This window comes from Bradyrhizobium sp. GW821-FHT13H06, assembly GCF_058803975.1.
This window is the reverse complement of record NZ_JBXAPN010000002.1, coordinates 224,740-239,381: the sequence shown is the minus strand read 5'-3', so window position 1 is coordinate 239,381 and position 14,642 is coordinate 224,740. Positions and strand designations below refer to the sequence as shown.

The 14,642-nt window shown below is 65.7% G+C and carries 9 protein-coding genes; 4 read left to right on the top strand and 5 right to left on the bottom strand.

The features are described from left to right. Positions 1-33 precede the first annotated feature (33 nt). Complete coding sequence (locus tag AC1RQP_RS07915; protein WP_492936533.1) at positions 34-2,757, top strand: DUF4118 domain-containing protein; 2,724 nt, start codon at positions 34-36, stop codon at positions 2,755-2,757. Next, a complete protein-coding gene (locus AC1RQP_RS07910; protein WP_239626719.1) occupies positions 2,754-3,443 on the top strand; it encodes a response regulator in 690 nt (229 codons plus the stop codon). Before AC1RQP_RS07915 ends, AC1RQP_RS07910 begins: the two co-directional genes overlap by 4 nt. Before the next feature lie 135 nt (positions 3,444-3,578). On the opposite strand, the gene ku is transcribed toward AC1RQP_RS07910, so the two are convergent. Next, entirely contained in the window at positions 3,579-4,463 is an 885-nt protein-coding gene (ku, locus tag AC1RQP_RS07905; protein ID WP_061877081.1) for a non-homologous end joining protein Ku, read from the bottom strand. Positions 4,464-4,580: 117 nt separating this feature from the next. Here ku and ligD point away from each other — a divergent pair, with 117 nt between their 5' ends. Next, complete coding sequence (ligD, locus tag AC1RQP_RS07900; protein WP_492937116.1) at positions 4,581-7,265, top strand: DNA ligase D; 2,685 nt, start codon at positions 4,581-4,583, stop codon at positions 7,263-7,265. Between the two features lie 100 nt (positions 7,266-7,365). Here ligD and AC1RQP_RS07895 read toward each other — a convergent pair whose 3' ends face one another. Further along, positions 7,366-7,530: a DUF3309 family protein gene (locus tag AC1RQP_RS07895; RefSeq protein WP_074117325.1), complete on the bottom strand. Its 165-nt coding sequence runs from the start codon at positions 7,528-7,530 to the stop codon at positions 7,366-7,368. A gap of 180 nt (positions 7,531-7,710) precedes the next feature. On the opposite strand from AC1RQP_RS07895, the gene AC1RQP_RS07890 reads away from it, so the two are divergent. Then, positions 7,711-8,028: a polyhydroxyalkanoic acid system family protein gene (locus AC1RQP_RS07890; protein WP_061877079.1), complete on the top strand. Its 318-nt coding sequence runs from the start codon at positions 7,711-7,713 to the stop codon at positions 8,026-8,028. 2 nt (positions 8,029-8,030) lie between these two features. Here the strand turns inward: AC1RQP_RS07890 and treY are convergent, their stop codons facing one another. Genes treY through glgX form a run of 3 tightly spaced genes read right to left on the bottom strand, consistent with a single transcriptional unit; the run spans position 8,031 to position 14,642 of the window. Continuing rightward, positions 8,031-10,817, bottom strand: a complete 2,787-nt coding sequence (treY, locus tag AC1RQP_RS07885) for a malto-oligosyltrehalose synthase (protein ID WP_492936532.1) — start codon at positions 10,815-10,817, stop codon at positions 8,031-8,033. Position 10,818: 1 nt separating this feature from the next. Next, a complete protein-coding gene (treZ, locus tag AC1RQP_RS07880; protein ID WP_492936531.1) occupies positions 10,819-12,567 on the bottom strand; it encodes a malto-oligosyltrehalose trehalohydrolase in 1,749 nt (582 codons plus the stop codon). Further along, positions 12,564-14,642, bottom strand: coding sequence for a glycogen debranching protein GlgX (glgX, locus tag AC1RQP_RS07875; RefSeq protein ID WP_492936530.1), 2,079 nt, complete (start codon positions 14,640-14,642; stop codon positions 12,564-12,566). Before glgX ends, treZ begins: the two co-directional genes overlap by 4 nt.

Below are 14,642 nucleotides of genomic sequence, written 5' to 3'. Positions count from 1 at the left end.
GGCTCGCGGCACGCAGATGATTATATTGGCGAGATGGTCCGAGAGCGCCGCGATCCCGAACAACGTCCCTCTCCCGAAGCGCTGCTGGAAGCCGCGCGCCGGGAGGAGAGTGCCAGCGGCAAGCTGAAGATCTTCGTCGGCGCCGCTCCCGGCGTCGGCAAGACCTACGAGATGCTGCAAAGCGCCCATGCCAAGCGCAAGGCCGGCATCGATGTCGTGGTCGGGTTCGTCGAAACCCATGGCCGCGCCGAGACCGAGGCGCTGGTGCGCGGCCTCGAAGTGGTCCCGCGCAAGAGGCTGGAGTACCGCGGCCAGATTGTCGAGGAGATGGATCTCGATGCGGTGATCGCGCGCCGGCCGCAGATTGCTTTGGTCGATGAGCTCGCCCACACCAACGCGCCCCTTTGCCGCCATCCCAAGCGCTATCTCGACGTCGAGGAGCTGCTCTCCCACGGCATCGACGTCTACACCGCCGTCAACATCCAGCACATCGAGAGCCTGAACGACGTCGTTGCCCAGATCACCCATGTCAGGGTCCGCGAGACCGTGCCGGATTCGGTCTTCGACCGCGCCGATGCGATCGAGCTGATCGACCTGACGCCGGACGATCTGATCCAGCGGCTGAAGGAGGGCAAGGTCTATGTGCCCAAGCAGGCCGAGCGGGCGCTGGAGCATTATTTCTCGCCGGGCAATCTCACCGCGCTCCGTGAGCTCGCACTGCGGCGCACCGCCGAGCGGGTCGACGAGCAGCTGCTCACCCACATGCAGGCCAATGCCATCGCCGGGCCCTGGGCCGCGGGTGAGCGCATCCTGGTCTGCGTCAGCGAGGATCCACGCGCCGCCGGCCTCGTGCGCTACACCAAGCGGCTGGCCGACCGGCTGCATGCGCCGTTCACCGCGATCTCGATCGAGACGCGGAGATCCCTGCAATTGTCGGACGAGGAGCGCGATCGGCTGGCCGACACGTTGCGGCTGGCGGAAGCTCTCGGCGGCGAAGCGCTGACCATTCCCGCCGTCGGCCGCCGTATCGCCGATGACGTCGTCAATTTCGCGCAAGGCAACAACGTCACCCAGATCGTGATCGGCAAGTCGACGCGCTCGCGCTGGTTCGAGATGACGCGCGGCTCCGTCGTGCACGACCTGGTGCGCCGCGCCGGCAACATCACCGTCCACGTCATCGCCGGTGACGAGATGCCCGGCGAGGCCGCGCCCAAGACCGCGGTGCAGACCGCTGCGCGGTCGGAGCCGTTCAATCCGCTGCCCTATCTGAAGGCGCTCGGGATCGTGCTGATCGGCCTCGGCGTCGCGGAGCTGATCCAGCCCCGCTTCGGCATCGAGAACGTCGACCTCGTGCTGCTGACGGCGGTGGTCGTGGTTGCCGTGCGCTATGGCCTATGGCCGTCGCTGCTGGCGACCGTCGCCGCCTCGCTGTCCTACAATTTCTTCTTCCTGCCGCCGATCTACACTTTCACGATCACCGACCCGACCAACGTCGCCGCCTTCGTGCTGTTCATGGTGGTGGCGATGATCGTCTCCAATGTCGCGGCGCGCGTGCGCATCCAGGCCGACACCGCGATCGGCCGGATCAGGATGACCGAGCAGCTCTATGCCTTCAGCCGCAAGCTCGCCGGCACCGCCACGCTCGACGACGTGCTGTGGGCGACCGCCTACCAGATCGCGTTGATGCTGAAGGTGCGCGTGGTGCTGCTGCTGCCGGACGAGGGCCTGCTCACGGTGAAGTCCGGCTATCCGCCCGAAGACGAGCTCGACCAGGCCGATCTTGCCGCCGCCAATTGGGCCTGGAGCAACGATCGCCCCGCCGGCCGCGGCTCGGACACGTTGCCGGGCGCAAAGCGGCTGTTCCTGCCGATGCGCACCGGGCGCGGCCTGATCGGCGTCATCGGCATCGACAATGACCGCACCGGCCCGCTGCTGACGCCGGACCAGCGCCGGCTGCTCGATGCGCTGGTCGACCAGGGCGCGCTCGCGATCGAGCGCGTGCTGCTGGTCGAGGACATGGACCGCGTCAAGCGCACGGTCGAATCCGAGCGGCTGCGCTCGGCGCTGTTGACCTCGATCTCGCATGATCTGAAGACGCCGCTCGCCTCCGTGTTGGGAGCGGCCTCCACCATGCGCGATCTCGCCGGCGCCCTCTCCGACACCGAGAAGCGCGACCTGCTGGCCACCGTGATTGACGAATCCGAGCGGCTCAACCGCTTCATTGCCAATCTGCTCGACATGACCAAGCTCGAATCCGGCGCTATCGTGCCCAATACGGCGCTGCACGATCTCGGCGAGATCGTGGGCAGCGCGCTGCGGCGCGCCAGCAAGATCCTCAACCGACACAAGGTCGAGCTGGTGCTGGCCGCCGATCTGCCGATGCTCCAGCTCGATGCCGTGCTGTTCGAGCAGGTGCTGTTCAATCTGCTCGACAATGCCGCAAAATATTCGCCGCCAGAGACCACGATCTCGATTCGCGGCCGGCGCGAGAGCGGTCATGTCGTGCTCGATATCGCCGACGAGGGGGCCGGCATTCCGCCTGACGAGCTCGAGAGCGTGTTCGACAAGTTCTATCGCGCGCAGAAAGGCGATCACGTCCGGCCCGGCACCGGGCTCGGGCTCGCCATCTCCCGCGGCTTCGTCGAGGCGATGCGCGGCACGATCTCGGCCGCCAATCGCAGCGAGCGGAGCGGCGCCGTCCTCACCATTCGCCTGCCCGTTCCGGCAGAGAGCCACGCATTGGATACCGCCGCATGAGCGCTGCTCCGATCAAGGTCCTGGTCATCGACGACGAGCCGCCGATCCGCAAATTGCTGCGGATGGGGCTGACGACGCAAGGCTACGAGATCCTGGAGGCGTCGAACGGCAAGGCTGCACTGGAGAAGCTTGACGAAGGGCCGGCGCTGATCATCCTCGATCTCGGCCTGCCCGACGTTCAGGGGCATGATCTGCTCCGCACCATGCGCGCCCGCAACGAAGGCGTGCCGATCGTGGTGCTGTCGAGCCGCGGCGACGAAGCCGGCAAGGTGCAGGCGCTCGATCTCGGCGCCGACGATTATCTGACCAAGCCGTTCGGCATGGAGGAGCTTTTGGCGCGCCTGCGCGCCGCGCTGCGCCACCAGCTTCAGGTCAAGGGCGAGCGCCCTGTGTTCCGCACCGGCGATCTCTCCGTCGATCTGGTCCGCCGCATCGTCAAGGTCGGCGAGCGCGAAGTGAAGCTCTCGCCGAAGGAGTATGACCTGTTGCGCGTGCTGGTGCAGCATGCCGGCAAGGTGCTCACCCATCGCTTCCTGCTGAAGGAGCTCTGGGACGAGCTGACGGATGCGCAATATCTGCGTGTCTATGTCCGCCAGCTCCGGCAGAAGATCGAAGCAGATCCGGAACGGCCGCAATACGTGCTGACGGAAACCGGGATCGGGTACCGGCTGAAGGCGGGGGATTAGCACCGTCGAGCGAGCCGTCATGGCCGGGCTTGTCCCGGCCATCCACGTGCATCAGCGCACGGGATAGACGTGGATGCCCGGGTCAAGCCCGGGCATGACGACGGAGGTTGAGGCGCGAGCTCACGTCGAGCCGGATTAGCCCGCCTTCCGATGCCTCGTCGTCGACCGGTGCGCCTTCTTCGCGGCGCGATGCCGTCCGGTCGCACGCCGCGCATGGGACTTCGTCGCCGTCTTCTTCCCGCCGCGTCCCTTCAGGCTCTGCTTCAGCGCATCCATCAGGCTGACGACGTTGCTCGGTCGCTCCTCGGGCTCCGGCAGCTCGATCTTCTTGCCGCTGGCCTTGCGCTTCACCAGCGCCTTCAGCGCGTCCTCGTACTCGTCCTTGAACTTGCCGGGGTCGAAATGCGCCGCCTTGGTGCGCAGGATATGGCCGGCGAGCTCGACCATGTCCTTGGTGATCTTCGGGCTCTTGATGTCGTCGAAGAACTGGTCCTCCTCGCGCAGCTCGTATGGGAAACGCAGCGTGGTGCCGAGCAGGCCCTTGCCGAGCGGCTCGATCGCCATCACGTGCTCGCGGTTGGTCAGCACGATCTTGGCGAGCGCGACGCGTTCCTCGTCCTTCATGGCGTCGCGGATCACGGCGAAGGCGTCGACCGCGGCCTTGCCGTCGGGTGCGATGTAATAGGGATGGTTGAGATAGCGCTGGTCGATCTCATCGCGCGGCACGAAGCTCTCGATGTCGATGGTGTGATTGCTCTCGATCTGGACCGCTTCGAGCTCCTCCGGCTCGATCTCGACATATTTGCCCTTGCGCAGCTCGTAGCCGCGGCCCTTCTGGTCGCTCTCGACGACGTCGCCGGTCTCGGAATCGATCATCTGCTGCTTGAGCCGGTTCCCGGTCTCGCGGTTGATCAGGTGAAACCGCGTCTTCTCGGCCGCAGTGGTCGCCGGGTAGAGCACGACCGGGCAACTGACCAGCGACAGCTTCAACGTTCCCTTCCAATAGGCGCGCGGGGCCATTCCGTTCTCCAGCGTGTTCAAGGCGTTTTGGAACCCCAACCGTCCCATGGGGTTTTGGTTCCGGGCGGGACTTTCGCCGTGATAGGCTTGGATGCCGAAAGAGAAGCGGGACCGGTCGTGCTGCAAAAACTCTCCACTTACCGACGGAAGCGGGATTTCGAAAAGACGCCCGAGCCATCGGGCAAGAGCGCAGTGGCGCCGTCGAAGCAGCGGCGCTTCGTCATCCAGAAGCACGACGCTAGCCGCCTGCACTACGATCTGCGACTCGAATTCGACGGCGTGTTCAAGTCCTGGGCGGTGACGAAGGGACCCTCGCTCGATCCGCACGACAAGCGGCTGGCAGTCGAGGTGGAAGACCATCCGCTCGACTATGGCGATTTCGAAGGCACGATTCCGGAAGGACAATATGGCGGCGGCACGGTGATGCTGTGGGACCGCGGCACCTGGGAATCGGATGATCCGGAAGCCGGCTTCAAGAAGGGCGATCTGAAGTTCACCCTGCACGGCGAGAAGCTGCATGGAAGCTGGGTCCTGGTGCGCATGCGCAACGACCGTACCGGCGGCAAGCGTACCAACTGGCTCCTGATCAAGCATCGTGACGAATATGTCCGCGAAGGCGCGGACAACGATGTTCTCGACCAGGACAGATCCGTCGCCTCCGGCCGCGCGATGGAGCAGATCGCCGAAGGCAAGGGCCGCGCGCCAAAGCCGTTCATGCTGGCCAAGGGCCCTAAGGGTCCCAGGGGCAGGGCCGATGCAGTCTGGCAATCCAACCGTGCCGAGGAGACGAAAGGGCGCACGGTCAAGCCGGCGCCGCGCACCGCGCTGAAGGGCGGCAGAGCGGCGAAGAAGAGAGCCACGACAGCGACGAGCGCCAGCAAGGTCGCGGAGATGCCGGATTTCGTCGCGCCGCAGCTCTGTACGCTGGTGGAGCGGCCGCCGGCCGACCAGGGTTGGTGCCACGAGATCAAGTTCGACGGCTATCGCGTCCAGCTCCGGGTCGAGGACGGCGAGGCCACACTGAAGACGCGCAAGGGTCTCGACTGGACCGGCAAGTTCGCCTCCATTGCCAAGGAAGCGGCTGCGCTGCCCGACGTGATCATCGACGGAGAGATCGTCGCGCTCGACCATAACGGCGCGCCGAACTTCTCCTCGCTGCAGGCTGCGTTGTCCGACGGCAAGACCGACGAGCTGATCTTCTTTGCCTTCGACCTGCTCTTCGCCGAGGGCGAGGATGACCGCCGCCTGCCGCTCGGCGAACGCAAGGTCCGGCTGAAGGAGCTGCTGGAGTCCCGCAAGCGGAAATCGAGCCAACTCCGCTATGTCGAGCATTTCGAGAGCGGCGGCGATGCCGTGCTGCAATCGGCCTGCAAGCTCGAGCTCGAGGGCGTGGTCTCGAAGAAGCTGAACGCGCCCTATCGTTCCGGCCGCACCGAGAGCTGGGTCAAGTCGAAATGTCGCGCTGGCCACGAGGTGGTGATCGGAGGTTACAAGACCACGAGCGGCAAGTTCCGCTCGCTGATGGCGGGCGTGCAGCGCGGTGATCATCTCGCCTTTGTCGGCATGGTCGGCACCGGCTTCGGCGCGGACAAGGTCAAGCGCATCATGCCTGCGCTGAAAGCCATGGCGGCCAAGGACAGCCCCTTCGGCGGCAAGAATGCGCCGAGGAAGACCCGCGACGTGCACTGGCTGAAGCCGGAGCTCGTCGCCGAGATCGAGTTCGCGGGCTTCACCGCCGACGGCAACATTCGCCAGGCGGCGTTCAAGGGACTGCGGCAGGACAAGCCTGCCGAGGAGGTCGAGGCGGAGACGCCCGTCGACACCGAGCTCGCCGAGCCCTCCGCCACGAAGGCGGCGCGCACCAAGGCCGGGCGGCAGTCGAAGCAGACCGCTCAAAATGCCGAGGTCATGGGTGTCGTCATCTCCAAGCCGGACAAAGAGCTGTGGCCCGACGACGGCGATGGCGGCGTCGTCACGAAGCTGGACCTTGCCCGCTATCTCGAAGCCGTCGGCGAATGGATGATCGTGCACCTCAAGGGCCGGCCGTGTTCGCTGATCCGCGCGCCGGATGGCATCAAGGGCGAATGCTTCTTCCAGCGCCATGCGATGCAGGGGACGTCGAACCTTCTGGAGCTCGCAAGAGTCTCCGGCGACCGCAAGCCCTACCTTCAGATCGATCGGATCGAGGGGCTCGCCGCCGTGGCGCAGATCGGCGGCGTCGAGCTGCATCCCTGGAATTGCGCGCCTTATGCCTACGACACGCCGGGCCGGCTGGTGTTCGATCTCGATCCCGCGCCCGACGTCGACTTCGCTGACGTCGTCGAGGCGGCCAAGGAGATGCGGCAGCGCCTTTCCGACATCGGCATGGACAGCTTCTGCAAGACCACGGGCGGCAAGGGCCTGCACGTCGTGGTGCCGCTGCTTCACGGAGCGCGCGACAAGGTGAGCTGGAAGGAGGCCAAGGCCTTCGCGCAGGGCGTCTGCCAGTGGATGGCCGACGACGATCCCGAACGCTACCTGATCAACATGTCGAAGAAGCTGCGCAAGGGAAAGATCTTCCTGGATTATCTGCGCAACGACCGCATGTCGACGGCGGTGGCCCCCTTGTCGCCGCGGGCGCGCGCCGGGGCCACGGTATCGATGCCGCTGACCTGGACGCAAGTGAAGAGCGATCTCGATCCCAAGCGCTACACGCTGCGTTCCGTGCCGGGCCTGTTGCCGCGATCGAAGGCGTGGGAGGGCTATGACGATGCGGCGACATCGATCAAGGCCGCGATCAAGAAGCTGTCGGGGAAGAAGTAGGGTGGGCAAAGCGAAGCGTGCCCACGATCTCTTTCGTTACGACGAAGAGGTGGGCACGGCGCTGTGCGCCTTTGCCCACCCTACGACATCGTGGATGCCGCTAGATCCGTCCCATCAGCAGCAGGATCAGCAGGATGATGATGACGAGCCCGAGGCCGCCGCCACCATAATAGCCGGTGCCGTAGAACGGTCCGCCGCCGATGCCGCTGAAGCCGCCAAGCAGGGCGATGATCAGAATGATCAGAATGATCGTGCCGATTGACATGCGAGTCTCCTCCAGCCCTTTGTCGAAAGGGTCGTTGCACCTGTCCCGTCGTCCGGGGGCAACTTGCCGCAGGTTGTAAAGTTCCCGCGTTGAAACAATCCCGAGGGTCCAACTTGCATGGAACCTTTGCAGGTGCAGCGGGCATGACTATGTGGGGAGAGCCATCACCGGACGGGAACCATGTCAGCACCGCTTGTCGTTTCAATCCCGCATCGTCTCGGCCGCGAGGAGGCGGTGCGCCGGCTCAAGACAGGGCTTGGCCGCGCCGCGGCAAGCATTCCGGTGATGCAGGTCGAGGAGGAACGCTGGACCGGCGACAGCATGAATTTCCGCATCCGCGCGCTCGGGCAGATCGCGACCGGCCAGGTCGACGTCGCCGACGACCAGGTCCGGGTCGAGGTGGTGCTGCCTTGGCTGTTGCAGCGCTTTGCCGAGATGGCGCAGGCGACGATCAGGAAGCGGGGCCAGTTGCTGCTGACCAAGGACGGCGGCAAGTAGCCTCAGCCGCGCACGCGCTGGCGCATCGGCTTCACCGCGTTCGCAGTCCGCGCCTCGATGACGGCTACGGGAAGATCGCGCCAGGCCTGCGCGAGCGGTACTTCGGTCCCCGCAAGGCCTGTCGCGGTGTAGCCGGCGATGTCGACGGTCGCATCGATGCCTTGCATCGCGGGCCATTCCCGGCCGCCTTGCGTGAACGGCGCGAAATGACGCCCGACCACGACGATCGCTGCCGCGCGGCCATGACGGCGCGCAAAGGCGATCACGTGGTCGGCATGTGCGCCGCGCACCTCGAGCGGCTGATAGTCACCCTGGGCGAATACGTCGGCGAGTCCATTGCGCAGCTTGAGAAGATGCCGCGTCCAGGCCAGCTTGAGCTGGCCGTCCGGCCAGCTCTTGCTCAGGCCGCGCCAATCCGGATCCTCCAGCGAGCCCAGTGCCGCGTGGCGTGCGGCAAAGTCCACCGGGCGGCGGTTGTCGGGATCGACCAGCGACAAATCCCAGAACTCGGTGCCCTGATAGAAGTCCGGCACGCCAGGCAGCGTCGCCTTGAGCGTGAGCTGGCTCAGCGAGTTCAACGTGCCGAGCAGTGCGACGCGGCGAGCCAGCGTTTGCAATGCCTCCAGGAATTCTGCGGACAGGGCGGGATCGAGGATCTTCCCGACGAAGTCCCGTATGCCGTCCTCATAGGTTTCATGCGGGTTGAGCCAGCTCGTCTCCTCCTTGCCCTCGCGCGCGGCCTTGAGCGCATAGGCCTGGATGCGCTCGACGAAAGCGGCATCGGCCGGCTCCTCGAGCGGCCAGGCGCCGAGCAAGGTCTGGTAGAGCATGTATTCGAACGTCGCCGACGGCGCGCGGAAACTGCCATGGTGCGTCAGATGCGGCGCGTTCAACACCTTCCAGCGCGCCACCGCGCTGGTCCATTCGCCGGGAATCTCGCTGAGCGCGGCGATGCGCGTGCGGGCATCCTCGCCGCGTTTGGTGTCGTGCGTGGCGGTCGCGGTCATGCCTTGCGGCCATTCCCTGGCGCGGGCCTGCATGACCTGATGGAAGGCGGGAACGGTGAGGCCGGTGCTCGCGGGATCGCCGCCGACCTCGTTCAGCGCAAGCAGCCGGTGGAATTGATAGAACGCGGTGTCCTCCAGCGACTTCGCCATCATCGGCCCGGTGAATTGCTGCACCTTCAGCGCGAAGCGGCGCACGCGCGTGGCGCTGTGCGGGGGACGGCCGGGCTTGAGCAGGTCCATGGTGAGGGCATCGCGCAGGAAGTCGAAGATGCCCTCGTCGGCGGCAAACCACTCCCCGCGCGCGCGCTCGATGGTGTCCTCGATCAGCTTGCGGTCCGGTGCCGTCGGGCCGCTGTGCGTCAGGTAGGTGCGATAGACCGGGAAATGCAGCACATAAAGCTCGAGCGCCTGTCGCAGGCTGTCGGCCGAGAAGTCCCTTGTCGAGTAATGCCCGTTGGCGATGCGCGCGAGCAGACGCGACAGCACGGTGAATTCGCTGGCGAGCAACGTCTCCAGGACCCGCCGCTTGGCGTCCTTGACGTAAGGCGCAAGCCGCGGCGGCCGGTTGCTGATCTGCCGCCAGGTCTCGTCCAGCGCTTCGAGGCCTTTGGGATCGACCAGCACATGGGTGATGACGTTCATCCATTCATAGCCCGTGGTGCCCTGGACGCCGGCGAACTTCTGCAGGCGCTCGTGCTCGCACAGGATCTTTTCGATCACGGTATAGAAAGGCTTCGTGTTGCCCTGGGCGTCGCGCACCAAGCGGCGCAATCGCTGGCAATATTGTGCGGGGTCACGCAGGCCGTCGATGTGATCGAGCCGGATTCCCTGTAGTTTGCCGTCGGCGATGAGTTGCTTCACCAGCCGGTGCGTGGCGGCAAATGTGCCGGGATCCTCGACGCGCAAGCCGGCGAGGCCGTTGACGTCGAAGAAGCGGCGATAGTTGATGTCGCTGGAGGCGAGCCGCCAGTGCCCGAGCTTGTAGTGCTGGCGCTCCAGCAGATGATGCAGCGTCAGCGTCTGCGCCGGGCGGTCCTTGCCGGCGCGATAGACGGCAAGGCCGCGGCCGATGATGTCGGCGGCGCCCGCGATCTCCTTGAGCTCGGTCTTGAAGCCGGGAGCTTCCTTGCGATTGGGACGGCGCAGCCCCGTGTAGCGGGTCGCGAGGGACAGCAGGCGCTTGCCGGGCTCCGTTTCCGCCGCATCCGCCTCCTTGACGATCACGCGCAGAATTTCGCCATAGCGCTCCGGTGCGATCGGCAGGCGATGCTCGAAATACCAGGCGGAGAAACTTCCCTCGTCGGGATCGTAGCGCAGCTCGATCTCGCCGCGCTCCAGTGCCTCGCCGTAGGACAGGCCGAGGATGGGCAGCAGCACGCCGCCGCGGGCGCGGAAGGCCAGTTGATCCCAGTCGATGTCGAAGGAGGCGGCGTGCGGCGAGGCCTGGCCCCATTCCAGCACGTCGAGCCACCAGGGGTTGTCGGCGAAATGCACGCCGACATGGTTGGGCACGAAATCGATGATGAGCCCGAGATCGTGCGCCTCGAGCGCCTCGCTCAGTCGTGCGAAGCCGGCCTCGCCGCCGAGCTCGGGATTGAACTGGCTGTGATCGACGGTGTCGTAGCCATGGGTCGAGCCCTTGCGGGCCTTCATCACCGGCGAAGCATAGAGGTGCGTGATGCCCAGCGCCTTGAGATAAGGGACGACCGCGGCGGCCTTGTCGAAGTCGAAATCCGCGGTGAGCTGAAGCCGGTAGGTCGCGAGAGGAATGGCAGGAGGCATGTCAACCTCCGAGACGCCAGACCACCGACCAAGGCGGGAGCCGCTCGCTGGCGCCGCCCCAGATCGGCGTGCCCGCGCTGGGGGTGGAGGTGATCTCGTGATCCGACAGATTGGCGACGAGGCGCAACGTCGTGCCGTCGCCCATCCGCCAATGCGCGGTGAGCAGGCCGTTGTCGGCCGCCTCGGCGTCGCCGAAGCTTGCGCCCTCGAGCCGGGGCACGATCTCCTTGCGACGCAGCGCGAGCAGGTCTTTCACCAGCGCGAGCCGCGCGTCCTGTTGCGGCGTGCGGCCGGTCCAGTCGAGCACTGCGGATTGCAGCGTTGCCGGATCGAGCGGGTCGGGCACTTCGTCGCCGTATTTTTCGTAAGCCCAGGCATATTCCTGCTTGCGCCCCTTGCGCACGGCCTCGGCGAGTCCGCCGTGGAAATCGCAGAAGAACGGGAAGGGGACTGTCGAGCCCCATTCCTCGCCCTGAAACAGCATCGGCACCATCGGCGCGAGCAGGGTGACTGCGAGGGCGGCCTCGATCTGTTCCGGCGATGCCAGGCTTTCCAGCCGCTCGCCAAGCGGACGGTTGCCGATCTGGTCGTGGTTCTGCAGGAAATTGACGAAGGTCGCCGGCGGCAGCTCACCGCTCGGCTCGCCGCGCGGCCTCTTGCCCCAGAATTCCGAGATCTCGCCCTGATAGACGAAGCCCGAGGCCAGCGCGCGCGCGAGGTCCATGCGCGGCGTCTGGTAGTCGGCGTAGTAACCGGCGAGCTCGCCGGTCAGCATCACATGCCAGACGTGATGATAATCATCGTTCCACTGGCCGCGATATTTGCCGTTCGGCGGCTCTTGCGCGGCGTCGAGCAGGCTGGCGCGATTGTCGCCGTTCTCCAGCACGAGATGGATGTGGCGTCCCGTGGCCTTGGCGAGCTCGCCGGCGGCCACGCTCAGGTCCTGCAGCATCGATTGCTCGCCGGGAATCGCCATGATGTGGTTGGCGGCATCCAGCCTCAGGCCGTCGAAGCGGTAGTCGCCGAGCCAGGACAGCGCGTTCTCGACGGCGAAGGCTCGCGCCTGCGGCACGCGATAATCGATCGCACTGCCCCACGGCGTGTGCGCATCGGTGAAGAAGGTCGGCGCATAGCGGCCGAGGTAGTTTCCTTCCGGGCCGAAATGATTGTAGACCACGTCGAGAAACACCATCAGCCCGCGCAGATGGGCCTCGTCGATCAGCGTCTTCAGGTCTTCGGGCCGGCCATAGGCGCTGTCGGGCGCATACCACAGCACGCCGTCATAGCCCCAGCCGCGGCGTCCGGCGAAATCGGCCAGCGGCATCAATTCGAGCGCGGTGATGCCGGTCGCCGCCAGATGATCGAGCTTGTCGATCATGGCGCGGTAGGTGCCCTCCGGCGTGAAGGTTCCGACATGAGTCTCGATCAGCACCGTCTCTTCCCAGGGGCGGCCGCGCCATTCGCGCGCGCGCCACACGAAGGCGTCGTGATCGATCACCTCGCTCGGGCCGAACACGTCCTCGGGCTGGAAGGCCGAAGCAGGATCCGGCACGTCGATCTCGTCGTCGATCCTGAACTTGTAGGGACTGCCGGCCGTGAGGCCGGCAATCTCGGCGACGTACCAGCCATCCTGCCGGCGCTGCATCGCGTGCCCGCGGTCGAGCAGGAGGTCGACGCGGCGCGCGGCGGGCGCCCATAGTCGGAACGACACGCCGTCCTTCGTCGGCTTCGCCCCGAAGGACGGTCTCATAGCGCCCCCGCGAAGGCGAGCACGGAACGCGGCGGCGCCTTGCTGTCGCTCCCGGGCAGGAAGTCGATCGTATTCAGCATGGCATCGGTCGTGTTCAGGATCTGCTGCCAGCTCTTGTATTCGGTCATTTGCGGCAATTTGAATGCGATCTCTTCGGGAGCGGCGTTCAGTACGATAAAGATCGCAGCACCGCCCGGTTCCATCGGCCCCATCACATAGGAGAGGAACCGGCCTTCCGGGAATTTCCAGTCGCTCTCCGTCATCTCGTGGCCGGCGGGGGTCAGCCATAGCGCACCGTACGACACGCCGTCCTTGGGACGGCCATCGAGCCAGCGATGGCTGCGGAGCTGCGAGAACCGGCGGCGGATGTCGGCGAGATGGGCGACGAAGTCGACCATGTCGTCGCCCTCCTTGCCGAGATTGTCCCAGCCGACCCAGCCGACTTCGTTGTCCTGGCAATAGGCGTTGTTGTTGCCGGATTGCGAGTTGCCGACCTCGTCGCCGGCGAGGATCAGCGGAACGCCCTGCGCCAGCATCAGGCAGGCCAGCACGTTCTTGCGCAGTTGCCGGCGCAGGCTGATGATGTTCGGATCGTCAGTTGGACCCTCGACACCGCAATTGTTGCTGTGATTGTCGTTGGAGCCGTCGCGATTGTCCTCGCCATTGGCCTCGTTGTGCTTCTCGTTGTAGCTGAAGAGGTCGGCGAGCGTGAAGCCGTCGTGGACAGTGATGTGGTTGATGCTGGCGCGCGGTCGCCGTCCGTCGTGGTTGAAGAGGTCGGACGATGCGGTCATGCGGCTGGAAATGTCGCCGATCAGGCTGCCTTCGCCGCTCCAGTAGCGGCGCATGGCGCTGCGATAGCGGTCGTTCCATTCCGACCATTGCGAGGGGAAGGCGCCGACCTGGTAGCCGCCGAGGCCAAGGTCCCATGGCTCGGCGACGAGCTTGACCGTCGCCAGCACCGGGTCCTGCCGGACCGCGGTCAGGAACGAGCTGCCGCGATCGAAGCCGTTCGGCCCGCGTGCCAGCGTGGTGGCGAGGTCGAAGCGGAAGCCGTCGACGTGGCAGACCTCGACCCAGTAGCGCAAGGAATCCATCACCATCTGCAGCACGCGCGGATGGGTGAGGTTCACCGACGAGCCGCAGCCGGTGAAGTCGTCGTAATAGCGCGGGTTCTCGCGGTTCAGCCAGTAGTAGGAGGCGTTGTCGATGCCACGATAGCACAGCGTCGGGCCGAGATGGTTGCCCTCGGCGGTGTGATTGTAGACGACGTCGAGCATCACCTCGATGCCGGCATCGTGCAGCCGCGCCACCGTGGTGCGGAAGGAATCCAGGGCATTGTCCTGGGCGTAGCGCGGCTCGGGCGCGAAGAAGGACAGCGTGTTGTAGCCCCAGTAATTGGCGAGCTTCTTTTCCACGAGGATGCGGTCGTCGACGAAGCTGTGGATCGGCAACAGCTCGACCGTGGTGACGCCGAGCTTCTTCAGGTGCTCGATCATCGCCGGCGAGGACAGGCCGCCATAGGTGCCGCGCAGATTCGGCGGCACGTCGTCGCGCTTCTGGGTCAGGCCCTTGACGTGGGCCTCGTAGATGATGGTGTCTTCCCAGGGGATGTTGGGGCGGATCTCGCGGCGGCCCCAGTTGAAGGTCTCGTCGACCACGACGGCCTTCGGCATGCCCCGCGCATTGTCGCGCCGGTCGAAGGACAGGTCCTCGCGCGGGCTCCCGGTGCGGTAGGCAAAATGCGCATCGCTCCAGACCAGCCGCCCGGCAAGCCGCTTGGCATAGGGGTCGAGCACCAGCTTGTTGGCGTTGAAGCGGTGACCGTGCTCGGGCTCGTAAGGGCCGTGCACGCGGTAGCCGTAGAGCTGGCCGGGCGAAACGTCGTTGAGATAGCCGTGCCAGACATCCTCGGTCCTCTCAGGCAGCTCGATGCGCTCGAGCTCGCGGCGGCCTTGCGCGTCGAACAGGCAGAGCTCGACCTTCTGCGCGTTGGCGGAGAACAGCGCGAAATTGGTGCCGCGTCCGTCCCAGCTTGCGCCGAGGCGTGCGGGCGATCCACCAGTCAGACGCAT